Annotated in this window: 21 protein-coding genes and 3 tRNA genes; 21 read left to right on the top strand and 3 right to left on the bottom strand. The window is 66.0% G+C overall.

From position 1 onward, the window contains the following. The coding region (gene tnpA, locus DFR31_RS13460; protein ID WP_121443210.1) for an IS200/IS605 family transposase at nucleotides 1-217 on the top strand (217 nt) is incomplete at its 5' end. 57 nt (nucleotides 218-274) lie between these two features. Beyond that, complete coding sequence (locus DFR31_RS13455) at nucleotides 275-610, top strand: transposase (protein WP_245971206.1); 336 nt, start codon at nucleotides 275-277, stop codon at nucleotides 608-610. Between the two features lie 149 nt (nucleotides 611-759). Here the strand turns inward: DFR31_RS13455 and mntA are convergent, their stop codons facing one another. Then, nucleotides 760-1176, bottom strand: coding sequence for a type VII toxin-antitoxin system MntA family adenylyltransferase antitoxin (mntA, locus tag DFR31_RS13450; protein ID WP_121443209.1), 417 nt, complete (start codon nucleotides 1174-1176; stop codon nucleotides 760-762). 292 nt (nucleotides 1177-1468) lie between these two features. Here mntA and DFR31_RS13445 point away from each other — a divergent pair, with 292 nt between their 5' ends. From DFR31_RS13445 to DFR31_RS13395, 10 genes are all read left to right on the top strand, one after another. Further along, nucleotides 1469-2194, top strand: a complete 726-nt coding sequence (locus tag DFR31_RS13445; RefSeq protein WP_121443208.1) for a sulfite exporter TauE/SafE family protein — start codon at nucleotides 1469-1471, stop codon at nucleotides 2192-2194. Between the two features lie 58 nt (nucleotides 2195-2252). Next, nucleotides 2253-2339: transfer RNA gene (locus DFR31_RS13440), tRNA-Leu, on the top strand. A 72-nt stretch (nucleotides 2340-2411) separates the two neighbouring features. After that, complete coding sequence (gene tig, locus DFR31_RS13435) at nucleotides 2412-3755, top strand: trigger factor (RefSeq protein ID WP_121443207.1); 1344 nt, start codon at nucleotides 2412-2414, stop codon at nucleotides 3753-3755. Nucleotides 3756-3761: 6 nt separating this feature from the next. Beyond that, nucleotides 3762-4406, top strand: coding sequence for an ATP-dependent Clp endopeptidase proteolytic subunit ClpP (gene clpP, locus DFR31_RS13430; RefSeq protein WP_121443206.1), 645 nt, complete (start codon nucleotides 3762-3764; stop codon nucleotides 4404-4406). A 264-nt stretch (nucleotides 4407-4670) separates the two neighbouring features. Next, nucleotides 4671-5948 carry an ATP-dependent Clp protease ATP-binding subunit ClpX gene (gene clpX, locus DFR31_RS13425; protein WP_121443205.1) on the top strand — a complete coding sequence of 426 codons (1278 nt, stop codon included), beginning with the start codon at nucleotides 4671-4673 and terminating at the stop codon, nucleotides 5946-5948. Between the two features lie 355 nt (nucleotides 5949-6303). Continuing rightward, nucleotides 6304-8754 (top strand): endopeptidase La, encoded by a 2451-nt coding sequence (gene lon / locus DFR31_RS13415; protein ID WP_121443203.1) that lies wholly within the window; start codon nucleotides 6304-6306, stop codon nucleotides 8752-8754. A 230-nt stretch (nucleotides 8755-8984) separates the two neighbouring features. Then, entirely contained in the window at nucleotides 8985-9293 is a 309-nt protein-coding gene (locus DFR31_RS13410; RefSeq protein ID WP_281273374.1) for an HU family DNA-binding protein, read from the top strand. 15 nt (nucleotides 9294-9308) lie between these two features. Beyond that, nucleotides 9309-9384 (top strand) — tRNA-Val (locus DFR31_RS13405). Nucleotides 9385-9397: 13 nt separating this feature from the next. Next, nucleotides 9398-9474, top strand: a tRNA-Asp gene (locus DFR31_RS13400). Between the two features lie 89 nt (nucleotides 9475-9563). Then, the gene (locus tag DFR31_RS13395) at nucleotides 9564-11018 is read left to right on the top strand and encodes a peptidylprolyl isomerase (protein ID WP_121443201.1); all 1455 of its coding nucleotides are present in this window, start codon (nucleotides 9564-9566) and stop codon (nucleotides 11016-11018) included. A gap of 140 nt (nucleotides 11019-11158) precedes the next feature. On the opposite strand, the gene DFR31_RS13390 is transcribed toward DFR31_RS13395, so the two are convergent. Next, entirely contained in the window at nucleotides 11159-11926 is a 768-nt protein-coding gene (locus DFR31_RS13390; RefSeq protein ID WP_121443200.1) for an FCD domain-containing protein, read from the bottom strand. A 260-nt stretch (nucleotides 11927-12186) separates the two neighbouring features. Between DFR31_RS13390 and DFR31_RS13385 the strand changes: the two genes are divergently transcribed. The 5 genes from DFR31_RS13385 (at nucleotide 12187) to DFR31_RS13365 (ending at nucleotide 17601) form a co-directional block, all read left to right on the top strand. After that, a complete protein-coding gene (locus tag DFR31_RS13385; protein WP_121443199.1) occupies nucleotides 12187-12966 on the top strand; it encodes a (Fe-S)-binding protein in 780 nt (259 codons plus the stop codon). Then, complete coding sequence (locus DFR31_RS13380) at nucleotides 12966-14393, top strand: LutB/LldF family L-lactate oxidation iron-sulfur protein (protein ID WP_121443198.1); 1428 nt, start codon at nucleotides 12966-12968, stop codon at nucleotides 14391-14393. Before DFR31_RS13385 ends, DFR31_RS13380 begins: the two co-directional genes overlap by 1 nt. Beyond that, complete coding sequence (locus tag DFR31_RS13375) at nucleotides 14390-15049, top strand: LutC/YkgG family protein (RefSeq protein ID WP_121443197.1); 660 nt, start codon at nucleotides 14390-14392, stop codon at nucleotides 15047-15049. The genes DFR31_RS13380 and DFR31_RS13375 overlap by 4 nt, the downstream gene beginning before the upstream one ends. Before the next feature lie 130 nt (nucleotides 15050-15179). Next, nucleotides 15180-17015 carry an L-lactate permease gene (locus DFR31_RS13370; protein ID WP_121443196.1) on the top strand — a complete coding sequence of 612 codons (1836 nt, stop codon included), beginning with the start codon at nucleotides 15180-15182 and terminating at the stop codon, nucleotides 17013-17015. 187 nt (nucleotides 17016-17202) lie between these two features. Beyond that, nucleotides 17203-17601: a DUF3568 domain-containing protein gene (locus tag DFR31_RS13365; RefSeq protein WP_211328318.1), complete on the top strand. Its 399-nt coding sequence runs from the start codon at nucleotides 17203-17205 to the stop codon at nucleotides 17599-17601. A 52-nt stretch (nucleotides 17602-17653) separates the two neighbouring features. Here the strand turns inward: DFR31_RS13365 and DFR31_RS13360 are convergent, their stop codons facing one another. After that, nucleotides 17654-18445, bottom strand: a complete 792-nt coding sequence (locus DFR31_RS13360; RefSeq protein ID WP_121443194.1) for an enoyl-ACP reductase FabI — start codon at nucleotides 18443-18445, stop codon at nucleotides 17654-17656. 235 nt (nucleotides 18446-18680) lie between these two features. Between DFR31_RS13360 and DFR31_RS13355 the strand changes: the two genes are divergently transcribed. From DFR31_RS13355 to DFR31_RS13340, 4 genes are read left to right on the top strand one after another with little or no spacing between them, the layout of a single operon-like run. After that, nucleotides 18681-20492, top strand: a complete 1812-nt coding sequence (locus DFR31_RS13355) for an extracellular solute-binding protein (protein ID WP_121443193.1) — start codon at nucleotides 18681-18683, stop codon at nucleotides 20490-20492. Next, entirely contained in the window at nucleotides 20492-21583 is a 1092-nt protein-coding gene (locus DFR31_RS13350; protein WP_121443192.1) for a microcin C ABC transporter permease YejB, read from the top strand. The genes DFR31_RS13355 and DFR31_RS13350 overlap by 1 nt, the downstream gene beginning before the upstream one ends. Continuing rightward, nucleotides 21583-22656: an ABC transporter permease gene (locus DFR31_RS13345; protein WP_121443191.1), complete on the top strand. Its 1074-nt coding sequence runs from the start codon at nucleotides 21583-21585 to the stop codon at nucleotides 22654-22656. Before DFR31_RS13350 ends, DFR31_RS13345 begins: the two co-directional genes overlap by 1 nt. Then, nucleotides 22653-24269 carry an ABC transporter ATP-binding protein gene (locus tag DFR31_RS13340; RefSeq protein ID WP_121443190.1) on the top strand — a complete coding sequence of 539 codons (1617 nt, stop codon included), beginning with the start codon at nucleotides 22653-22655 and terminating at the stop codon, nucleotides 24267-24269. The genes DFR31_RS13345 and DFR31_RS13340 overlap by 4 nt, the downstream gene beginning before the upstream one ends. Nucleotides 24270-24283: the final 14 nt, after the last annotated feature.

The raw sequence follows: 24283 nt of genomic DNA, 5'->3' as shown, positions 1-24283 counted from the left end.
CCTTCTGGTGAATTACCCACCCAAGGTTGCTGTTTCCACGCTGGTGAATAGCCTCAAAGGAGTTTCCAGTCGGCTGCTGCGCAAACATAGACCTGTCCTTCGGGCGCGATATTTCAAGGGGACGCTTTGGTCGCCGTCCTATTTCTCGGCCTCTTGTGGTGGCGCGCCGATTTCCATCGTGCGTCAGTACATCGAACAGCAGCGAACCCCTGAATAGGCGCCTTATACCCCCGCCCTGAACGGCGGGGCTTTACGGCGCGTTCTGGTGAAGAACATGCTCAGGAACCACTCGCTGGCGCAAGCCATAAGCAACGTGGGCTGGCATCAGATCACCTCGATGCTCGCCTACAAGGCCGAGTGGTACGGACGAGACTTTGTTCAAATCGACAAGTGGTACCCATCCAGCAAGCGTTGCCACGCCTGCGGTCACCTTTGCGACGCCATGCCGCTATCCGTCCGACACTGGGACTGTCCGGCCTGCGGAGCCAGTCACTACCGCGACATCAACGCTGCGAAGAACATTCTCAAAGCAGGCAAGGCTATTCTGGCCGGTGCCGACAAGCTGCGAGAGCACGAGCAGAAAACTACCGTGGGGCGCACGGGAGGTTAAGCCTGTGGAGTCTGCGTAAGCCTCTGCGGGCAATCCCAAGGAGCAACGGACCATGAAGCAGGAACCTGGAAGGCGACAACCAGGAATCCCCTTCCTTTAGAGAGGAAAGAACGCCAAGCAGTAGCGCAGTGCCTCCAGCTTTTGCGCGATCAGTTGCCGATCCATGCCTTTCTCCGTTCCTCCAGAATGCGGTTACGGATGGGAAGGAAATCTGCCGCGTCCAGCCAGTGCTGCGTGAGGAGTCGAGCAAAGGGCTCCGGGGCTTTGGTGAGTCGTTTGCCCTTGGTGAGTATTTGCCCGAGTAACGGCTCGCCTACTTCTGCCAGGTCGATGAGGTCGACAGGCCGCCCAGTGGCTTCGCTGATCTCAGTGATCAACTCCGTGCGTTCGTCCAGTGTCAGTGGTCGTTCGGCTGTTACCGCGATGTCGATATCGCTGTCGGGTCTCGCATTGCCGCTGGCACAGGAGCCAAAGAGAATCGCCAGCGTGATGTGCGGATAATGGTGTATCAAACCCTGCAGGGTCTTTTCGGTCGGTGTGAGGCCGTGCTCGGGTGCTGTGTCCATGCTGTGATCGCGCTCAGCGGCTGGGTTTTCACATTCTTTGCCAGTATACATGCGCGACGATCAGCAAATTAGGTGCTGACGCAGGCCACCGACCATTCGGCCAGGTCAATGTTTTCGCTGAGTGCGCTGGCATCGCCCACGGTGATTTGCCCCGCCATTGCGAGGAGGCGCAGCCGACGCGGCAGTCCATGTCGGCGTGTGGATCGCCGCGGGCCTTCGGCCCTTGCGATGACGGAGGGGTGGTGCGGGCCCCGCAATAATAGGAGCTATGTGAGTTGGTGTTAGGAGAAGCATGTTGGAAGAACTCGGATTACTGCACTGGCTGCTCGCAGTCGGCGTTGTGCTCATCGGCGCCGCCATCCAGGGGGTGATCGGCTATGGCGTGGCGCTGTTCAGTGCGCCTTTGCTATTCCTGATTCACCCGGCCCTGGTGCCGGCGCCGCTAGTGCTCATCGGCGGCATTCTGCCGTTAATGCTCCTGCGCACCAACGCCCGGTATGTGCAGGGGCGGGATCTGCTCTGGGCGTGGCCGGGGGCCTTGTCAGGGGCGGTGTTGGCCTACCTGGTGATCGGGCTGCTGCCGCTCTCGGCCTGGCAGACGCTGTTCGGGGCGCTGATCGTGCTGGCGGTGTTGCTGAGCCTGCTGCGGCTGTCGGTGCAGCCGCGGGGTGGGGTGGTGTTCTCCGGCAGCCTGTGTGCGGCGACCATGGGCACCATCACCGGCGTGGGCGGGCCGCCTTTGGGGCTCGCCTACCAGAACGCCTCGCCCGGGCGGGTGCGGGGCACGTTGTCCGCCATCTTCGTGCCCATGAGCGTGATGTCGCTGACGGCGCTGGGCATGGCCGGGCGTTTCGGGTGGCAGGATGTGGCGCTGGCTGCCGGCCTGATGCCGGGGGTGTTGCTCGGATTGTGGGTGTCGCGCTACCTGGGCCGACGGGTGACGGCGAGCGCGTATCGCGCCCTGGTGTTGGGGGTGGCTTTTGTGGCCGGGACTTACACCGTGGTGCGCGGAATCTAGTGGTCCTTTTGTCCCGGCCGCCCGTGGCGCTATACTAGCCGGCTACCAAGTTTCAAGCGCGAAAGTGGCGGAATTGGTAGACGCGCCAGGTTTAGGTCCTGGTGGGGGCGACCCCGTGGGAGTTCGAGTCTCCCCTTTCGCACCATACACAACAGCTAGTCATGGTGGCCGTCCGTGGGGCGGTCGCGTAGTGAACAGGACGGTTAAGGGGTTTTCAATGCAAGTTTCAGTGGAGACGACCGAGGGGCTGGGTCGCCGCATGACCGTGCAGGTGCCTGCGGAGCAGGTCGAAGAGAAGGTGGAACAGCGCCTGCGGTCGCTTCGCGGCAACGTACGCATGGACGGCTTCCGCCCGGGCAAGGTGCCGCTGTCGGTGGTGCGCAAGCGCTACGGTGGCCAGGTGCGAGGCGAGGTGCTCAGCGAGGTGGTGCAGAGCACTTACAGCGAGGCGCTGCGCGAGAAGGAGTTGCGCCCGGCCGGCAACCCCGAGATCGAGCCGAAGCAGACCGACGAGGGCAAGGACCTGGAGTACGAGGCCACCTTTGAGGTGCTGCCCAGCTTCGAGGTGACCGGCCTGGAGAAGATCAAGGTCGAGCGGCCGCAGGTGGAGATCACCGACGCCGACGTGGACGAGGTGCTTGAGCGCCTGCGCAAGCAGCAGGCCGAGTACAGCGAGGTGGATCGTGCCTCCGAGGAGGGCGACCGCGTCGTCATCGACTTCAAGGGCACGGTGGACGGCGAGGAGTTCTCCGGCAACGAGGGCAACGATGTGCCGATCGTGCTCGGTGCCGGCCAGATGCCCCCGGCCTTCGAGGAGGGCCTGACCGGCGTGAAGGCCGGTGACGAGACCACCATCGAGCACACCTTCCCCGAGGAGTTCCCCGACAGCGAGGTGGCCGGCAAGAAGGGCGAGTTCGCCGTCACCGTCAAGCAGGTCGAGGCCCCCGAGTACCCCGAGATCGACGATGCCTTCGCCGAGAAGGTGGGCGTCAAAGAGGGCGGCGTCGAGAAGCTGCGCGAGGCCATCAAGGCCAACCTGGAGCGCGAGCGCGACCAGAGCATCGCCAGCAAGGTCAAACACCAGGTGATGGACCAGCTGCTGGAGCTCACCGAGATCGAGCTGCCCAAGGTGCTGGTGGACGCCGAGATCGACCAGCTGCGCCAGCAGGAGCAGTCCCGCCAGCAGCAGTCCGGCCAGGACGAGCCGCAGGACATGCCCGCGGACCTGTTCGAGGAGAACGCCCGTCGTCGGGTGGCCCTGGGGCTGATCGTCAACGAAATCGTGCGCAGCAACGACATCAAGCTGGACCGCGAGCGGGTCATGCAGGCGCTGCAGGAGATGGCCGCCGGCTACGAGCAGCCCGAGGAAGTGCTGCGCTACTACAGCCAGAACCGCCAGCTGATGGAAGGCATCGAGGTTGCGGTGCTGGAGGACCAGGTGGTGGACTGGGTGGTCGAGAAGGCCGACGTGGACGACAAGTCCATGTCCTTGCAGGACCTGATGAGCCCGCAGTCGGCCGAGGCCGAAGAGGCCGAAACCAAGCAAGCAGAGAAGGAGTAAGCCCGAATGAGCGATGAGCGCCGCGAAGGGCTGGCCCCGGAGATCGACGCCAGCGGTCTGGTGCCGATGGTGGTCGAGCAGTCCGCCCGGGGTGAGCGGGCCTACGATATCTATTCCCGCCTGCTCAAGGAGCGGGTGATCTTTCTGGTGGGCCCGGTGGAAGACCACATGGCCAACCTGATCGTTGCCCAGCTGTTGTTCCTCGAGTCGGAAAACCCCGACAAGGACATCCACATCTACATCAACAGCCCGGGTGGTGCGGTGACGGCCGGCCTGGCCATCTACGACACCATGCAGTTCATCAAGCCGGACGTCTCCACCGTGTGCATCGGGCAAGCGGCCAGCATGGGTGCGCTGCTGCTCACCGGCGGGGCCAAGGGCAAGCGCTACGCTTTGCCCAACTCCCGGATGATGATCCACCAGCCGCTGGGTGGCTTCCAGGGTCAGGCCACGGACGTGGACATCCACGCCCGCGAGATCCTCGACATGCGCGAGCGGCTGAACCGCATCATGGCGCACCACACCGGCCAGGACATCGAGACCATCGCCAAGGACACCGACCGCGACAACTTCCTGAGCCCGACCGCGGCCAAGGAGTACGGCCTGGTGGACGCCGTGCTGGCCGACCGCAACGCCCTGGATCAGGCGTAAACCGCTGCGCCGGCCCCGCTCCCGGGGCCGGCCACGCTGTATCCTTTGAACCTTGCCCCCCTGAGCCCCATCCACTCTTATATAGGTACCGTGAGTGAGCCTGTGCTCCGTGCACTCGAGTGCGCGGCCCGGCAACGCCGTTGGCGCGTCGCTGAGCCGGGGTTGAGGTGGTACGCAAGCGGGGCGTAGTTGACTTGCGTGCTAAGTTGAAAACAGGCATCGTTAAACGCAAGGCAGTCCAAATTCGCGAGGCGAAGTCAGGTCATGACCGATAGAGAAAACGGCAGAGACGACGGCGGCAAACTCCTTTACTGCTCTTTCTGCGGAAAGAGTCAGCATGAGGTCCGCAAGCTGATTGCGGGGCCCTCCGTGTTCGTCTGTGACGAGTGCGTCGAGCTCTGCAACGACATCATCCGTGAAGAGCTGCAGGAGCAGTCCAGTTCTGCGGGTGAGGGGCTGCCACGGCCTCACGAGATCAACCAGGTGCTGGATGAGTTCGTGATCGGCCAGGAGCACGCCAAGAAGGTGCTCTCGGTGGCCGTGTACAACCACTACAAGCGCCTGGAGGCCGGCAGCCGCAAGGACGACGTGGAGCTGTCCAAGAGCAACATCCTGCTCATCGGCCCCACCGGTTCCGGCAAGACCCTGCTGGCCGAAACGCTGGCACGCATGCTCAATGTGCCCTTCACCATCGCCGACGCCACCACCCTCACCGAGGCGGGTTACGTGGGCGAGGACGTGGAGAACATCATCCAGAAGCTGCTGCAAAAGTGCGACTACGACGTCGAGAAGGCGCAGCAGGGCATTGTCTACATCGACGAGATCGACAAGGTCTCGCGCAAGGCGGACAACCCCTCCATCACCCGGGATGTCTCGGGCGAGGGCGTGCAGCAGGCGCTGCTCAAGCTCATCGAGGGCACCACCGCCTCGGTGCCGCCCCAGGGTGGGCGCAAGCACCCGCAGCAGGAGTTCCTGCAGGTGGATACCGGCGGCATGCTCTTTATCTGCGGTGGCGCCTTCGCCGGTCTGGACAAGGTTATCCAGGAGCGCTCCGAGAAGGGCGGCATCGGCTTTGCCGCCGAGGTCAAGTCCAAGGACGAGAAGCGCAGCGTGGGCGAGACGCTGCAGGACGTGGAGCCGGAGGACCTGGTCAAGTACGGCCTGATTCCGGAGTTCGTCGGCCGCCTGCCGGTGGTGGCGACCCTGGAGGAGCTGGACGAGCAGGCCCTGGTGGAGATCCTCTCCGCGCCCAAGAACGCCCTGGTCAAGCAGTACCAGAAGCTGTTCGAGATGGAGGGTGTCGAGCTGGAGTTCCGCGAGGAGGCGCTGCGCGCCGTGGCCCGCAAGGCCATGGAGCGCAAGACCGGTGCCCGCGGCCTGCGTACCATCCTCGAGCACGTACTGCTCGATACCATGTACGACCTGCCCTCCATGGAGAACGTGGAGAAGGTGGTGGTGGACGACGCCGTCATCCGGGGCGAGACGCGCCCTTACATCATCTACGGCAACCAGGAGCAGTCCCGCGCGGCGTCGTCCGACTGACGCCTGGGGATCGCCACGGGCCTCCGGCCCTCGCGATGACGGGGCCTTCGGCCCTCGCGATGGCGGGGGGTAGGCCCTTGGGATGACGGGGGTCGGGTCGCCCCCCACCGTCACTGCGAGGAGGCGAAGCCGACGCGGCAGTCCAGTTGGCGTGTGGATCGCCACGGGCCTTCGGCCCTCGCGATGACGGGGGGCTGCCCTCGGGATGGCGGAGGTGCTGCTCCCTTCCCCGTCGCCAGTTACAACACGCCCGGCCGTTCCTTGAAAACCCCCAGCGCTGCCCCCATGTCCCATGCAACGATAGCCGGCGCCCCGGCGCTGCCGGCCAGACCGTTTTCCCAATCGAGGTAGCCCTATGGCCGAGAACGAACCCACCGCAGATGTCCGCAGCCCCGGCATGACCGAAGCACCGGTCCTCCCGCTGCGCGACGTGGTGGTCTACCCGCACATGGTGATCCCGCTGTTCGTCGGGCGTGAGAAGTCCATCACGGCGCTGGACGCGGCCATGGAAGAGGACAAGAAGATCTTCCTGGTCGCGCAGAAGAGCGCCGAGGTGGACGAGCCGGCCACCAGCGATCTGTATGCCTACGGCACCATGGCCTCCATTCTGCAGATGCTCAAGCTCCCCGACGGCACCGTGAAGGTGTTGGTGGAGGGCGTCGAGCGTGCGCGCCTGGTGGACCTGGTGGAGCGGGACCAGTACTTCGCCGCTCAGGTCGTGGTGGTGGAGGACGAGGAGCCGCCGGCGGACCGCGAGATGGAAGTGCTGATGCGCTCCGCGGTCAACCACTTCGACCAGTACGTCAAGCTGAACAAGAAGGTGCCGCCGGAGATCCTCTCCTCGCTGCAGAACATCGAGGAGCCCGGCCGGCTGGCCGACACCATTGCCGCCCACATGGCACTGAAGGTGGACGAGAAGCAGCACGTGCTCGAGATCGAAAACGTGCGCGAGCGCCTTGAGCACCTGATGTCGCTGATCGAGGCGGAGCTGGACATCCTCCAGATCGAAAAGCGCATCCGCGGGCGCGTGAAGCAGCAGATGGAGAAGAGCCAGCGCGAGTACTACCTGAACGAACAGATGAAGGCCATCCAGAAGGAGCTGGGTGAGCTGGAGGACGTGCCCAACGAGACCGAGGACCTCGAGCGCAAGATCGAGGAGTCGGGCATGCCCAAGGAGGCCGCCGAGAAGGCCAAGGCCGAGCTGAACAAGCTGAAGATGATGTCGCCCATGTCCGCCGAGGCCACGGTGGTGCGCAACTACCTGGACTGGCTGGTGGACGTGCCGTGGAAAAAGCGCAGCCGCGTGCGCAAGGACCTGAAGCACGCCGAGCAGGTGCTGGATGCCGACCACTACGGCCTGGAGAAGGTCAAAGAGCGCATCCTCGAGTACCTGGCGGTGCAGCAGCGCGTGCGCAAGGTGAAGGGCCCGATCCTCTGCCTGGTGGGGCCGCCCGGCGTGGGCAAGACCTCGCTCGGGCAGTCCATTGCCCGGGCCACCAACCGCAAGTTCACCCGGATGTCGCTGGGCGGTGTGCGCGACGAGGCCGAGATCCGCGGTCACCGGCGCACCTACATCGGTTCGCTGCCGGGCAAGATCGTTCAGAACCTGGCCAAGGTGGGCACGCGCAATCCGCTGTTCCTGCTCGACGAGATCGACAAGATGGCCATGGACTTCCGAGGCGATCCGGCCTCGGCCCTGCTCGAGGTGCTGGACCCGGAGCAGAACAGCACCTTCGGCGATCACTACCTGGAGGTGGAGTTCGACCTCTCTGACGTGATGTTCGTGGCCACTGCCAACACCATGAACATCCCGGCGCCGCTGCTCGACCGCATGGAGGTCATCCGTCTGCCCGGTTACACCGAAGACGAGAAGATCAATATCGCCGAGCGCTACCTGCTGCAGAAGCAGATGAAGGCCAACGGCATCCGCAAGACCGAACTGGAGGTCAAGCAGACCGCCATCCGCGACATCATCCGCTACTACACCCGCGAGGCGGGGGTGCGGAACCTGGAGCGGGAGTTGGCGAAGATCTGCCGGAAGGTGGTCAAGGACCTGGTGGCGCCGGACAGCAAGACCAAGACCGACGCCGACGGCAAGGTGATCGTCTCCGCCAAGAACCTGGACAAGTACCTGGGCGTGCGCCGCTACCGTTACGGCGTCGCCGAGGAGAGCGACCAGGTGGGGCAGGTGACCGGCCTGGCCTGGACGGAGGTGGGGGGCGAGCTGCTCACCATCGAGTCCGCGGTGGTGCCGGGTAAGGGCAAGGTCACCCACACGGGTAAGCTGGGCGATGTGATGAAAGAGTCCATCCACGCCGCCAGCACGGTCGTTCGAGCCCGTGCCGACCGCCTGGGCGTGGACCCGGAGTTCCACCAGAACAAGGACATCCACATCCACGTGCCCGAGGGCGCGATCCCGAAGGACGGGCCCTCCGCCGGTATTGGCATGTGCACCGCCCTGGTGTCCGCGCTGACGGGCATCCCGGTGAAGGCCAGCGTGGCGATGACCGGCGAGATCACCCTGCGCGGCGAGGTGCTGCCCATTGGTGGCCTCAAGGAGAAGCTGCTGGCGGCCCTGCGCGGGGGCATCAAGACGGTGCTGATCCCGGAGGAAAACCGGAAGGATCTTCAGGAGATACCGAAGAACATCAAAAGTCGGTTGAAGATCATCCCGGTGCGCTGGATCGACGAGGTGCTGGATGTTGCACTTTTGCGACAGCCCGAGCCCAACCCGCAGCAGCCGGTCGAGGCGGGCGGGAAAGCGGCCAAGGGCAAGGAGCGGGCCTCTACCACCCGGGCGCACTGAGCAGGCCTTGTCCAGGCGTGTTGCTTTGTTGACACGCCGGAGAACGGCTTGCTATAACTCGTCGCACGCAGTCGCGGGGTGCAGGCCCCGCCCCTTGCGACAACAACAAGCTCATCCCGGTGATGGGTTGCAAAAGCCAGATGCTCCGGTACAATCAGCACCTCGCTTCCCGCGGTAGGGGTTAGAGGCCTGATAGGGGCGCCCAGGGGGACAGACGGGTAAAAGGCTGGCTGTCCGTCGGAACAGAATCCAAGAGGAAGCGCGAAATGAACAAGTCGGAACTGATCGAAGCCGTGGCTCAATCCGCCGACATCTCCAAGGCTGCGGCCTCGAAGGCGGTGGATTCGATGGTCGATTGCGTGACCAACGCCCTGAAGGAAGGCGACCAGGTGACCCTGGTGGGCTTTGGCACTTTCCAGGTCCGCGAGCGGGCCGCCCGCACCGGCCGCAACCCGCGCACCGGCGAAACCATCGAAATCGCGGCTTCGAAAGTTCCCAGCTTCAAGGCTGGCAAAGCGCTTAAAGATGCGGTAAACTAAGCGCCTCAGCAATTCGGGTGGTTAGCTCAGCTGGGAGAGCGTCGCCCTTACAAGGCGAATGTCGGGGGTTCGATCCCCTCACCACCCACCAAGGGTTACAAATTGGAGCGGTAGTTCAGTTGGTTAGAATGCCGGCCTGTCACGCCGGAGGTCGCGGGTTCGAGTCCCGTCCGCTCCGCCAACACCAAGAAAAAGGCGCCCTTGTGGCGCCTTTTTCGTGTCTGGGTCCTATACACGTTCCGAAACCTCGGGTTTCCAGGGTGACCTCCGATGCTTGAAGCAATTCGTTCCGCGGTAAAAGGCTGGGTGGCCTGGGCTGTGGTCATCGTCATCAGTCTGCCCTTCGTCATAGTGGGCGGTTACAGCTACTTCGCCGGCGATGATGGTGGCGTGGTCGCGGAGGTCGAGGGTATCGAGATCACCCGCGACCAGGTCACCGAACGCTTCCGCCAGCAGCGTCAGCAACTGGAGCAATTCTTCGGCGACCTGGATGAAGCCGGGGTGGACGAGGAGACGCTTCGCCGTGAGGCACTGGAGGGCCTGGTCGAGGAGGCGCTGCTGCACGCGCTGGTTACCGACGGCAAGTTGCGGGTCAGCGACCGTGCCGTGGCGCAGCGCATCCGCCAGCAGGACATCTTCCACCAGGGCGGAACCTTCTCCATGGAGCGCTACCAGCAACTGCTGAGCGCCAACCGCCTGACGCCCGACCAGTACGAGGAGATGGTGCGCCGCGACCTGCTGACGGAGCAGTTCCAGGGGGCGGTGGCCAACTCGGCGATCACCCGGGACTGGGACCTGCAGCGCCTGTCAGCGCTGGACCGGCAACAGCGGGATATTCAGTACCTGGTGCTGAGCGCCCAGGCCGACCCGGACGCCGTCTCCGACGAGGCCGTGGAGGCCCATTACGAGCAGTATGCGGACCGCTACATGGCACCGCGCCAGGTGCGGCTGGCCTACGTGGAACTGCACCAGGACGAGCTCGCTCCGGACGACAGCACCCGTTACTTCGAGATGACCGAAGACGCGGCCAACGTGGCCTACGAGCAGCCGGACACCCTGCAGCCGGTCGCCGATCTGCTCGGCGTCGAGTTGGCGTACAGCGACTGGGTGCCGGAGGACGGCAGCGGCGAGGGCATTTGGGGTGACAGCGAGGTGCTCGCTGCCGCCTTCAGCGAGGACGTGCTGGAGCTGGGGTACAACAGCGACCTGATCGAGCTGGACTCTGGGCATGCCGTGCTGTTCCGGGTGGACGACGTGCAGGACGCGCAGCCCCTGGGCCTGGACGAGGTGGCCGACGAGATCCGCGAGGAACTGGCCGAGGAGCAGGCCCGCCTGAACGCCCGCAACCTGGGTGAGCTGCTGGAGGGCGAGATTGCCGAGGGCGCCGACATGGCGGCGCTGGCCGAGCGCGAGGGCGTGGAGTTGCGCAGCGCCGAGGGCCTGGACCGCGGTACCGTGACCGACGACCTGCCCACCCGGGTGGTGGACCGCGCCTTCCGCCTGCCGCGTCCCAGCGACGACCGGCCCAGCGTGGGTGGCACCAGCATCCAGGGTGGTGACTACGCCGTGGTTCAGGTGATCGGTGTGACCGATGGCGATACCGACCTGGCCGACGACGAGCGCCAGCAGTGGCGCGCCGAGCTGCAGCAGGTGTTCAGCCAGAGCGAGTGGCAGGCCTTGATGAACGCCCTGCGCGCCGAAATGGACGTGAAAATGCGGGACTGACCACACGCTTTCCCGTCATCGGGGGGGCGCAACGCCCCTCCCGTCATCACGGACGCCAATACCCCCCCAGTCATCGCGAGGGCCGAAGGCCCGTGGCGATCCAAACGCCGGCCTGGACTGCCACGCCGGCTACGTCGCCTCTAGTCCAACAACCGGCGCAGCCGCCGCTGCGAGACCGCCTCCCGGTCCTGCATGGCGATCCCCTTGCGCATGAACTCCTCAACGTAGGTCAGGTGCACGTTGGCCGCCTCCCTGGCCCGCGCCGGGTCACCCGCCATGATCGCCTCGTAGATCGCCCGGTGCTGGTCGCGCAGCGGGGCGTAGTCCTCGTTGCGCTGCTTCAGCTGCTGCAGTGACCGGGTAATGCTGTTGCGCAGCAGGCTGAACAGCCCGCGAACCACGTGGATGAGCGCGACGTTGTGCGAGGCATCAGCGATCGCCAGGTGAAACTCCGCGTCCGCCTCGGCATCCAGGTCGGGGTCGTCGTTGGTGTCGTAAAGCTCGATCAACGCCTCGTAGCGTCGCCGGATAATCTCACGATCCGCCTCGGTGGCGCGCAGCGCGGCATACCACGCCGCCATCTCCTCCAGCGCATGGCGCAACTCCAGGATCTGGAAGGTGGCCTCGGGCCGGTCCTTCAGCAGTTCCACCAGCGGTTCGGTTACGGTGGGCGCGGCGATATCCGCCACGAAGGTGCCGCCGCCGGGGCGGGCCTTGAGCAGCCCCCGGGCCTCCAGCTTCAGCAGGGCCTCGCGCAGCGACGGGCGCGAGACGTCCAGCTCTTGTGCCAGCTCCCGCTCCGCCGGCAGGCGGTCGCCGGGTTTTAGCACGCCATTGAGGATGAGCTCCTCGATCTGATGGATGATTGAATCGGAGAGCCGGGCCGGCTTTATCGTCTTGAATGTCATGGGGCTTTGATCCTCTTCTCCGCGGGATTTACAGGCCTGCGCATGCACCCGCGGGTCCTCCTTGCCGGGAAATGCGCATTGTACCGCACTTAGTCTCCAGTCATTTGAACCTCGACACAGTCGTCCCCCTCTACTATTGACAAGTATAAGAGATCGGTCAGACCATGTGATGGGTAACTGATTTGACCAAGAATAACGCGAAGCAATCAGAACAACAGAGGAGGAGCCCGGTCGGTGCTGACGCACCCAGGGCCCAACCCATGACGACACCCGACACCCAAGGGCCGAAGGTAGGGCTGTTGGTAACCTGCCTGGTCGACGCCTTCCGGCCGAATATCGGTTTCGCCACCGTGCGGCTGCTGGAGCAGGCCGGCTGCACGGTGGAGGTGCCCCAGCAGCAGACCTGTTGCGGCCAACCCGCCTACAACAGCGGTGACAACATCACCGCGGCCGAACTGGCTCGCAGCGTCATCACCGCCTTCGAGGGCTACGATTACCTGGTCTCGCCCTCCGGCTCCTGCATCGGCAGCGTTCACAAGTACCCCGACCTGTTCCAGCAGTCGCCGGAGTGGGAGAGCCGGGCGCGCCATCTGGCGGACCGCTCCTATGAGTTGTTCAGTTTTCTCACCGATGTACTGGGCGCCAACGACACCATCCGTGCCCGGTTCGAGGGCAAGGCCACCTACCACGACAGCTGCAGCGGGCTGCGCCAGCTGGGCATCAAGCGCCAGCCGCGCGCGCTGTTGCAACAGGTGGAGGGGCTGAAGCTGGTGGAGATGGAGGACGCGGAGGTCTGTTGCGGCTTCGGCGGTACCTTCTGCGTCAAGTACCCGGAGATCTCCGGCCGCATGGTGGATGACAAGGCGCAGGCTGCCCAGGCGAGTGGCGCGGACACCCTGCTCGGGGGCGATTTGGGCTGTCTGCTGAACATGGCGGGCCGGCTGAAGGCGGCGGGCTCGCCCGTACGGGTCTACCATACAGCAGAGGTGCTGGCGGACATGGCCCACGGTCCCGGTCTGGGCGACGGGGAGGAGCGTTAATGGAGTCTCACAGCCACGAGTTCGTCCAGCGCGCCGGCGCCGCCCTGCACAATCCCACGTTGCAGCAGGCCCTGGGGCGCGCCAAGGACGGTTTCGTGCTCAAGCGCTTCAACGCGGTGAGCGCACTGTCCGAGTACGAGGCGCTGCGCGACCGGGCAGTGCAGATCAAGAACCACACCCTGGAGCACCTGGACCACTACCTGCTGCGCTACGAGGAGGCGGTGCGCCGGAACGGCGGGGTGGTGCACTGGGCGGCGGATGCCGAGGAGGCCCGCAACATTGTCCGGGATATCTGCCGCAAGGCGGAGGCGCGCAGCGTCATCAAGGGCAAGTCCATGGTGGGCGAAGAGGTGGGGGTCAACGAGGCGCTGGAGGAGGCTGGCCTGGAGGTTGTCGAGACCGACCTGGGCGAGTACATCATCCAGCTGGCGGAGGAGCCGCCCAGCCACATCATCGCCCCCGCCATCCACAAGACCCGCGAAGAGATCTCCGATCTCTTTCACCGTTTCCACGCCAAGTACGGCTACACGCAGCGGCTCACCGAGGTGCCGGACCTGGTCAATGAGGCGCGCCAGGTGTTGCGCCAGAAGTACCTGTCCGCCGACGTGGGTATCACCGGGGCCAACTTCCTGGTGGCGGAGAACGGCTGCAACATCATTGTCACCAATGAGGGCAACGGCGATTTGACCAGCACGCTGCCCCGGGTGCACATCGTGACCGCCGGGATCGAAAAGGTGGTTCCCAACATGGAGGACACCACCACGCTGCTGCGGCTGCTCGGGCGCAGCGCCACCGGCCAGGACATCACCAGCTACACCACACTATTCTCCGGCCCCCGCCGCGAGGGCGACCCGGACGGGCCGCAGGAGTACCACGTGGTGCTCATCGACAACGGCCGATCCACCATGCTGGCCGATGAGTTCCGCGAAATGCTGCGCTGCATCCGCTGCGGTGCCTGCATGAACCACTGCCCGGTCTACGGGGCCATCGGCGGGCACGCCTACGGCTGGGTCTACCCCGGCCCCATGGGCTCGGTGCTGACGCCGCTCACCCTGGGCCTACGCGAGGCCAAGGACCTGCCCAACGCCTGCACCCTGAACGGCCGCTGCCAGGAGGTCTGCCCGGTGCGGATTCCGCTGCCGGACCTGCTGCGCAACCTGCGCCATCGCCAGTTCCAGGCCCGTATGGGGACCAAGCGTTCACGCTGGGGCCTGGCCCTGTGGGGGTGGCTAGCGCGTCGCCCGGCCATGTACCGCCTCGCGACCCGGGTGCAGGCGCGGTTGCTGGCCGGCATGGGCGGCAAGCGTGGCCATATCAGCAAGCTGCCCCTGGGGGGCAACTGGATGGCCGGCGGCCGGGTGATGCCGGTCCCCGAGGGGGAGACCTTCATGAGCGCCTGGAAAAAGCGTCAAGGGGGACGGGGATGAGTAGCAGCCGCGAACGCATCCTGGGGGACATCCGCCGCGGGCTCGGGCGCCCGGCGCTCTCCGAGAGCCGCCAGGCGGTACTGGACCAGCGTATCCACGGCGGGGAGCAGGAGCCGTTGCGCCCCGTGCTGGCCAACAAGCCGCTACCCGACCAGTTCGCCGAGGGCTTGGAGAAGGTCGCGGGCGAGTGCGTCCGTATCGCTCGCCGCAGCGACGCGCCGGCCGCGCTGAAGCGTTGGCTCGAAGCGCAGGACGTGGCCGCCGAGGCGCGCCTGGCCCCTGCCGTAGCCGATATCGACTGGGCCTCGGACGGCTTGCGCGTGAGCGAGGGCGCCAGCGCCGGGGATGACCTGGTGGGCGTCAGCCAGGCGCTGCTGGCGGTGGCCGAGACCGGCACGGTGGTGCTGCGCTCCGGGGCCGAGACGCCCACCACTCTCAACTTCCTGCCCGACTACCACGTGGTGCTGGTGGATGCCGAACACCTGGTTGGGCACCTGGAGGATGCCTGGGTGCAGTTGCGTACCCGTTTGGGGGCGCAGTGGCCGCGGGTGGTCAATCTGATTACCGGTCCGTCGCGTACGGCGGACGTGGAGCAGACCATGCAGCTGGGGGCCCACGGGCCGCGCCGGCTGCTTGTGTTGTTGGTCGGCGCCTAGCCGGCCGGCAAGAAACAGGCAACAAGCCTGCAATAAGGCGGTGCTGGTTGTGCAGGAACCGTTGGGTCAGGGAAGCCGCAAGGACTCGCCAGCCCACTTTAGATAATCATTCGGAGGAGGTTCTGGGCTCATGAATTTGGGTGTGCTTTCATTCTTTGCCCTGTTGCCGCTGGCAACCGTGGCGTTGTTTCTGGTGATACTTCGATGGCCGGCGAAACACGCCATGCCATTGGCTTACGTGGTCGCCGTCGCGGTGGCACTTTTCTTCTGGGGTACCGAGTTCAACGTGGTGGCTGCCGCCTCGATTAACGGGGTGGTCGTTGCGCTTAATATATTGTTCATTGTTTTCGGGGCGATCCTGCTGCTCTACACGCTGAAGGAGAGCGGGGCGATCGCCACCATCCAGAAAGGTTTTGCCGATATCTCGCCCGACCGCCGGGTGCAGGCGATCATCATCGCCTGGCTGTTCGGCTGCCTGATCGAGGGGGCCTCCGGTTTCGGCACCCCGGCCGCCATTGCGGCACCGTTGCTGGTGGCGCTGGGCTTCCCGGCCATGGCCGCGGTCATGTCGGCACTGATCATCCAGTCCACGCCGGTCTCCTTCGGGGCGGTGGGCACGCCGATCCTGGTGGGCGTCAGTGCCGGTATCGAGGACCAGAGCGTGACCCAGCGGGTCATCGAGTCCCTGGGCACCACCCACGCGGAGCTGGTCAATCAGATCGGCATGCAGGTGGCGCTCATCCACTCGCTGGCGGGCTTCCTGGTGCCGCTGATCATGGTGGGCATGCTCACCCGCTTCTTCGGCAAGAACCGCTCCTTCGTCGATGGGTTGCGGGCCTGGCCCTTCGCGCTGTTCGCAGGTGTGGCCTTCGTGGTGCCTTACTACGCGGTGGCGGCCCTGCTCGGTCCGGCCTTCCCGTCCCTGATCGGCGGCCTGATCGGTCTGGCCATCGTGGTGCCGGCGGCCAAGAAGGGCTTCCTGATCCCGAAGGATACCTTCCACTTCGAGGAGCGCAGCAAGTGGGAGCCGGAGTGGATCAGCCGCCTGCAGGACGAGGCCACCCCGGAGCGTGCCGCGGGCAGCGAGCTGACTCAGCTCCAGGCCTGGGCCCCCTATGTGGTGGTTGCCGTGCTGCTGGTGCTCACCCGGACCGTGGACCCGGTGGTCGCCGCACTGCAGTCGGTGACGCTGTCTTGGCCGGATATCTTTGGTTCCGGCATTACCGCGAGCTCGCAGCCGCTCTACCTGCCCGGCTTCGTGCTGCTGGTGACCTCGGTGATCACCTACTTCCTCCACCAGATGTGGAACCACGGTAACTACCTCAACGCCTGGAAGACCGCCGGCCGGACCATTCTGGCGGCGGGCGTGGCGTTGATATTCGCCGTGCCCATGGTGCAGGTGTTCATCAACTCCGCCCCGGGTGGTCTGGACAGCGTCGAGGACATTCGCATGGCGCTGCAGGACGGCGTGGCGCTGGGCGGTGCGGCCCAGATCGCGAGCATGCCCGAGATGCTGGCCCAGGGTGTGGCCGCCATGGCCGGCGAGGCCTGGCCGCTGTTTTCGCCGCTGATCGGTGGTCTGGGGGCCTTCCTGGCCGGGAGTAACACGGTGAGTAACCTGATGTTCTCCTTCTTCCAGATCTCCACCGCCGAGCAGATCGGTCTGGGCGCCTCCGGGGCGACCTGGGTGGTAGCCCTGCAGGCCGTGGGTGGTGCCGGCGGCAACATGGTCACGGTGCACAACGTGGTGGCTGCTTCTGCCACGGTGGGCCTGATCGGCCGCGAGGGTGACATCATCCGCAAGACGTTGCTGCCGATGATCTACTATGTATTGGCAGCGGGTCTGATCGGCATGGCGATCATCGCAGGTGGCATGAATATCTGGTACCTGCTCTGGATCGGCTGGGCCGTCCTCTGGTTCGGCTTCATGGCCATGAACAAGGGGAGAACACCCGCAACCGCGTAAGCCGCATTCCCCTCAGTTCCTGACCCTCTGGGGGGAGTTGGCAGGCCCGCGTCGTTCGCTGGAACGGCGTGGGTTTTTTTATGACCGGTATTGCTCTATGTTGCATTACCGGCCCCGGGCGCATGTGCGGGCGCGCCGGGCTATCATCAATGCATACGCAATGTTTCTCGTGGGAGAGGAAAAGATGATGAAAAGGCTTCTTGCCTTACCCCTGATGTGGGTGCTGCTCTTCGCCGGCACGCCGGTGCTGCTGTCCGGCTGTGCGGCCCTGGTGGCCGGTGGTGGGGCTGCGGGTGCCGTGGCGTATGTGCGCGGTGAGTTACGCTCGGAGGTGGAGTGCAGTTACCAGCAGTGCCGCGAGGCGACCGATCGGGCCGTGGATCAGCTGGAGCTGACCAAGATCGACCGGCGGACCGACGGCATGACCACGCGCTACGAGCTGGAGGACGCCGACGACAAGTCGGTGAATATCCGCGTGGCGAAGAAGACGGATAACATCACTGATGTGCGGATCCGGGTGGGCACCTTCGGCGACGAGACCAAGTCCCGGCACATCCTGCGCGCCATCGAGGACAATATCCGCTAGCCGGACCCTGCGGGCCGGGGCACGGCATCGCCACGCCCCGGCCATGCCAGGCTTATTCCATCAGCGAGCTGGACAGGGCCACGGTGTTGAAGCCGGAGTCCACGTGCAGCACCTCGCCGGTGATGCCCGATGCCAGGTCGGAACACAGGAATGCGGCGGCGTTGCCCACCTCCTCGGTGGTCACGTTGCGGCGCAGCGGGGCTGCATCCGCGTTGAATTGCAGCATTTTCCTGAAGTTGCCGATGCCGGAGGCGGCCAGGGTGCGGATGGGGCCGGCGGAGATGGCGTTCACCCGGGTGCCCTCCGGGCCCAGATCGGCGGCCATGAAGCGGGTGCTCGCCTCCAGGCTGGCCTTGGCCGAGCCCATGACGTTGTAGTTGGGCATGGAGCGCTCGGCACCCAGGTAGGAGAGGGTGAGCAACGAGCCGTTTCGACCCTCCATCAGCGGCCGGGCGGCCCGGGCGAGGGCCACGAAGCTGTAGGCGCTGATGTCGTGGGCGATGCGGTAGGCATCCCGGGTGGTATTCTCCACGAACGAGCCCTCCAGCGCCTCGCGCGGGGCGAAGCCCACCGCGTGCACCACGATGTCCAGCCCGTCCCAGCGCTCGCCGAGTTGCTTGAAGACATCGTCGATCTGCTCGTCCTCGGCCACGTCCAGCGGCAGCACGATGTCGCTGTCCACCTTGGCCGCCAGGTCCTCGACCCGGCCCTTCAACTTCTCGGTCTGGTAGGTGAAGGCGAGCTCCGCGCCCTGTTCACGCATGGCCTGGGCGATGCCCCAGGCGATGGAGCGGTTGCTGGCCACGCCCACGATGAGCGCGCGCTTGCCGTTGAGAAATCCCATGTTGTCGTTGCCTCCTGAAAACGGTGGTGCCCGCGGGTGGGCGAGTGGGCATTACAGCGAGGCCCCAATGCTACCATCAGCGGCCCGCCGTTGTAGTCGCCGGGTACCCGTAGCACGCCCGCCGCCGGTAGGCCCGGTGCCGGGGGGCCGCTGGCCGGGGAACGGTGGTTGCCGCAGAATGTCTGCTATAAGGTGACCTGTCACATCGCCCGGCGAGCCGTAAGGAGACCGCACCGTGCCCAAGCGATTGCTCAGACCCTTTTTGTCCAACCTGGCCCTGGCCTCCGCCCTGGTGCTTCCCGCCGCCGCCCTGGCCGGTGGTCACGCCATCGCCCTGCACGGCGAGCCGAAATACGGACCCGACTTCGAGCACTTCGAGTACGTCGACCCGGGCGCCCCCAAGGGCGGTTCGGTGCGCCTGTCCGCGCTGGGCACCTTCGACAGCCTCCACCCGTGGATCCTGCGCGGGGTGCCGGCCCAGGGCCTGTCGCAGGTCTTCGACACCCTGACCACCAACAGCGCCGATGAGCCCTTCACCGAGTACGGCCTGATCGCCGAGACCATCGAGGTGGACCCGGAGGGCTACTGGGTGCGCTTTACCCTGCGCCCCGAGGCGCGTTTCCACGACGGCGAGCCGGTTACCGTCGACGATGTGATCTGGACCTTCGAGACCCTCCGCGAGAAGGGCCACCCCTCCCTGCGCAGCTACTACCGGGACGTGACCGGCGCGGAGCAGACCGGCGAGCACGAGGTGACCTTCCACTTCGAGGGCAACGAGAACGCCGAGCTGCCCCTGATCGTTGGCCAGATGCCGGTGCTGCCGGAGCACTGGTGGGCGGACCGCGAGTTCGATCGCACCACCTTGGACAAGCCGCTGGGCAGCGGCCCCTACCGGGTGGCCGAGGTGCGCCAGGGGCGGCACATCGTCTACGAGCGGGTGGAGGACTACTGGGCGGAGGACCTGCCGGTAAAGCGCGGGCGCCATAACTTCGACCGCATCCGCTACGACTACTACCGCGACGCCGACGTGGCTCTGGAGGCCTTCCGCGCCGGTGAGTACGACTTCCGCCAGGAGAACATTGCACGCAACTGGGCCAACGCCTACGACTTCTCCGCCGTGCGCGATGGTCGCGTCCAGCGGGAGGAGATCGACCACGAGATCCCCACGGGCATGCAGGGCTTTTTCATCAACACCCGCAAGGACCGCTTCAGCGACCCGCGGGTCCGCGAGGCCCTCTCCCTGGCCTTCGACTTCGAGTGGACCAACCGCAACCTCTTCCACGACGGCTACACCCGCAGCCGCTCCTACTTCTCCAACTCCGAGCTGGCGGCGGAGGGCGCGCCGTCGGACGCCGAGTTGGAGATGCTCGAGCCCTACCGCGATGACTTGCCCGAGGCGCTGTTCGAAGCCGCCTTCGAGCCGCCGAGCACCGAGGGCGAGCGCGGCCTGCGCCGTAACCTGCGCCAGGCCAGCCAGCTGCTGGCCGAGGCCGGTTGGGAGGTGGACGACGGCCGCCTGGTGCACACCGAGAGCGGCGAGCGCATGCGGTTCGAGGTGCTGCTCGACGATTCCAGCTTCGAACGGGTGGTGCTGCCCTGGCGGCGCAACCTGGAGCGGCTGGGCATGGATGTGAGCGTGCGCACCGTGGACACCTCCCAGTACCAGAGCCGGATGGATGACTTCGACTTCGACGTCACCGTGCAGCTGATCGGCCAGTCCAACTCCCCGGGCAACGAGCAGCGCAACTACTGGAGCTGTGCCGCCGCCGAGACCCCGGGCAGCCGCAACTACGCCGGTATCTGCGACGAGACGGTGGACGCGCTGATCGAGCGCATCATCCACGCGCCCGACCGTGACACCCTGGTGGCCGCCACCCGCGCCCTGGACCGGGTGCTGCTGCACGGGCACTACGTGGTGCCCCACTGGCACCTGCCGGCCTTCCGCCTGGCCTACTGGGACAAGTTCGGCCGGCCCGAGACCAGCCCCACCTACAGCCTGGGTTTCGATACCTGGTGGTACGACGAAGAGCGGGCCGCTGATCTCTGATGTGGGGCTACGTTGCCCGGCGACTGTTGCTCATGATCCCGACGCTGCTCGGGATCATGCTCATCAACTTCGCCATCGTGCAGTTCGCCCCCGGCGGCCCGGTGGAGCGCATCGCTGCCCAGGTGCAGGGCAGCGGTGGGGACGCCACCGGCCGGTTCACCGGGGTCAACGCCCGCGAGGCGGGGGATGCCGCGCGCATGGCGGACGAGGTCTCCCGCGGGGCCCGGGGGCTGCACCCCGAGTTCGTCGCCGAGCTGGAGGCGCAGTTCGGCTTCGACCGCCCCGCCCACGAGCGCTTCCTGCAGATGGCCTGGAACTACATGCAGTTCGACTTCGGCGAGTCCTTCTACGCCGACCGCAGCGTCATCGAGCTGATCCGCGAGCGGCTGCCGGTGTCCATCTCCCTGGGGCTGTGGACCACGCTGCTGGTCTACCTCATCTCCATCCCCCTGGGCATCCGCAAGGCCGTGCGCGACGGCAGCCGGTTTGATCTGTCCACCTCGGCGGTGATCTTCGTCGGCTACGCCATCCCCAACTTCCTGTTCGCGATCCTGCTCATCGTGCTCTTTGCCGGCGGCTCCTGGCTCGATCTCTTCCCCTTGCGGGGGCTGGTCTCCGACGACTGGCACGACCTGAGCTGGCCCATGCGCATCCTCGACTACCTGCACCACATCACCCTGCCGGTGCTGGCCATGGTGATCAGCGGCTTTGCCGGGCTGACCATGCTCACCAAGAACAGCTTCCTGGAGGAGGTGAACAAGCAGTACGTGATGACCGCCCGGGCGAAGGGCTGCGACGAGCGGGGCGTGCTCTACGGCCACGTCTTCCGCAATGCCATGCTGATCGTGATTGCCGGCTTCCCCGCCGCCTTCATTGGCATCCTGTTCACCGGGGCGCTGCTCATTGAGGTGATCTTCTCTCTGGACGGGCTGGGCCTGCTCGGCTTCGAGGCGGTGGTCAACCGGGACTACCCGGTAGTATTCGGCACGCTGTTCATCTTCACCCTGCTGGGGCTGGTGCTGAACCTCATCGGGGATCTGATGTACGTGGCCATCGACCCGCGGATCGACTTCGAGCGGAGGGCGGGCTGATGGCGGGCTGGCGGCCGAGTTTCCAACTCAGTCCGCTCAACCGGCGGCGTTGGCAGCAGTTCAAGGCCAACCGGCGGGGCTGGTGGTCGCTGTGGATCTTCCTGGCCCTGTTCGGGCTGTCGCTGGGGGCGGAGTTCATCGCCAACGACCGGCCGCTGGTGGTGCAGTACGACGGCGGCTACTATTTCCCGGTCTTCCGCGACTATCCGGAGACGGCCTTCGGCGGGGATTTCGCCACCACGGCGGACTACCGGGATGAGTTCGTCGCCGAGCTGATCGAGGAGAAGGGCTGGATGCTCTGGCCCGCGATCCGCTACAGCCACGACACCATCAACTACGATCTGGAGCACGCTGCGCCCGCGCCCCCCTCGGGGGAGAACTGGCTGGGGACGGACGACCAGGCGCGGGATGTGACCGCCCGGCTGATCTACGGCTTTCGCATCTCGGTGCTCTTCGGGCTGGCGCTGACCGTGGCCAGCTCCATCATCGGGGTGCTGGCCGGGGCGGTGCAGGGCTATTTCGGTGGCTGGCTGGACCTGCTGGCCCAGCGGTTCATCGAGATCTGGAACGGCCTGCCGGTGCTCTACCTGCTGATCATCATGGCCAGTCTGGTGCAGCCCAACTTCTGGTGGTTGCTGTTTATTATGCTGCTCTTCTCCTGGACCACGCTGGTGGCGGTGGTGCGGGCGGAATTCCTCAAGGTGCGTAACTTCGAGTACGTGAAGGCGGCCAAGGCCCTGGGGGTGCCCGACCGGACCATCATCCTGCGCCATGCGCTGCCCAACGCCATGGTGGCTACGCTGACCTTCGTGCCCTTCATCCTCTCCGGGGCCATCACCACCCTGACGGCGCTGGATTTCCTGGGCTTCGGCCTGCCGCCGGGCTCGCCTTCGCTGGGTGAGTTGCTGGCCCAGGCCAAGGCCAACCTGCACGCCCCCTGGCTGGGCATTACCGTGTTCCTGGTGCTGTCCGTGATGCTGACGCTGCTGATCTTCATCGGCGAGGCGGTGCGCGACGCCTTCGACCCGCGCAAGACCCTCGGGCAGGTGAACGCGGCGGGGGTGGGCCGATGAGCGCGCTGCTGGAGGTGACGGATCTGCAGGTGAGCTTCCGCGCCGAGGGGCGGGAGGTGCCCGCCGTGCGCGGGGTAAGCTGGCGGGTGGACGCGGGCGAGACGCTGGCGCTGGTGGGGGAGAGCGGCTCCGGCAAGTCGGTCTCCGCCCTGTCGGTGCTGGGCCTGTTGCCTTATCCGCGGGCCTGGCATCCGGGCGGCAGCATCCGCTTCGAGGGCGAAGAGATCCTCGGCGCGCCGGACGGGGTGCTGCGCCACCTCCGGGGCGGGCCCATCGGCGTGATCTTCCAGGAGCCGTTGACCTCCCTCAATCCGCTGCACCGGGTCGACCGGCAGATCGGCGAGACCCTGCGCATCCACCAGGGGCTCACCGGTGCCCGGGCACGCCAGCGGATCCTGGAACTGCTGGACCTGGTCCAGCTGCCCGACCCGACGCGGCGCTTGCGGAGCTTCCCCCACGAGCTGTCGGGCGGGCAGCGCCAGCGGGTGATGATCGCCATGGCCCTGGCCAACAACCCCAAACTGCTGATCGCCGACGAGCCCACCACGGCGCTGGATGTGACCGTGCAGGCGGAGATCCTGCAGCTGATCCGCGACCTGCAGCGGCGGTTGAACATGGCGGTGCTGCTGATCAGCCACGACCTGAACGTGGTGCGCCACATGGCCGATCGCATCGCGGTAATGCGCCACGGCGAGCTGCTGGAGGCCGCGCCCACCGAGGCCCTGTTCACCCGCCCGGGCCACCCCTATACCCGGGAGCTGATCGACGCGGAGCCCTCGGGGCGGCCGTCGCCGGTGCCCGCGGCGGACGGGTCGGTGCTGCAGGCGGAGGCGGTGAAGGTGCACTTCCCCATTCGGGGCGGCTTCCTGCGCCGGGTGCGGGGTTACGTGAGGGCCGTGGACGGAGTGGACCTGGATCTGGCGCCGGGGCAGACCATCGGCGTGGTGGGGGAAAGCGGCTCCGGCAAGACCACGCTGGCCCAGGCCGTGCTCCGGCTGCTGGCGGCGCAGGGGCGGGTGGTGTTCGACGGGCGGGAGATCACCGAGTTGAAGCCCAGGGCGCTCCGGCCGCTGCGCAAAGGGATGCAGATGGTCTTCCAGGACCCTTACGGCAGCCTCAGTCCTCGGCTGTCGGTGGAACAGATCGTGGCCGAGGGGCTGGAGATCCACGCCCCGGACATGGATGAGACGGCACGCCACGCTGAGATCGCCCGCGCCCTGGAGGAGGTGGGGCTGCCCGTCGAGGTGATGAGCCGTTACCCCCACGAGCTTTCCGGCGGCCAACGCCAGCGGGTGGCCCTGGCCCGGGCGCTGGTGCTGAAGCCGAAGCTGATCGTGCTGGACGAACCCACCTCTGCGCTGGACCGCTCGGTGCAGGCGCGCATGGTGGCGCTGCTGCGCGATCTGCAGACCCGCCACCAGCTGGCCTACCTGTTCATCAGCCACGACCTGAAGGTGGTGCGGGCGCTCTCGCACCACATCATCGTGATGAAGGACGGCCAGGTGGTGGAGCAGGGGAGTGCGGACCGGGTGTTCGAGCAGCCGGCGCAGCCTTACACCCAACGCCTGCTGGCCGCCGCCCTGAGTCCGGATCGGGGCCGGGACGCGTTTTAGTCAGGGCATGCACC

Source organism: Alkalispirillum mobile (assembly GCF_003664325.1).
GTDB lineage: Bacteria > Pseudomonadota > Gammaproteobacteria > Nitrococcales > Halorhodospiraceae > Alkalilimnicola > Alkalilimnicola mobilis.
This window is presented reverse-complemented; position numbering and strand designations above follow the sequence as displayed.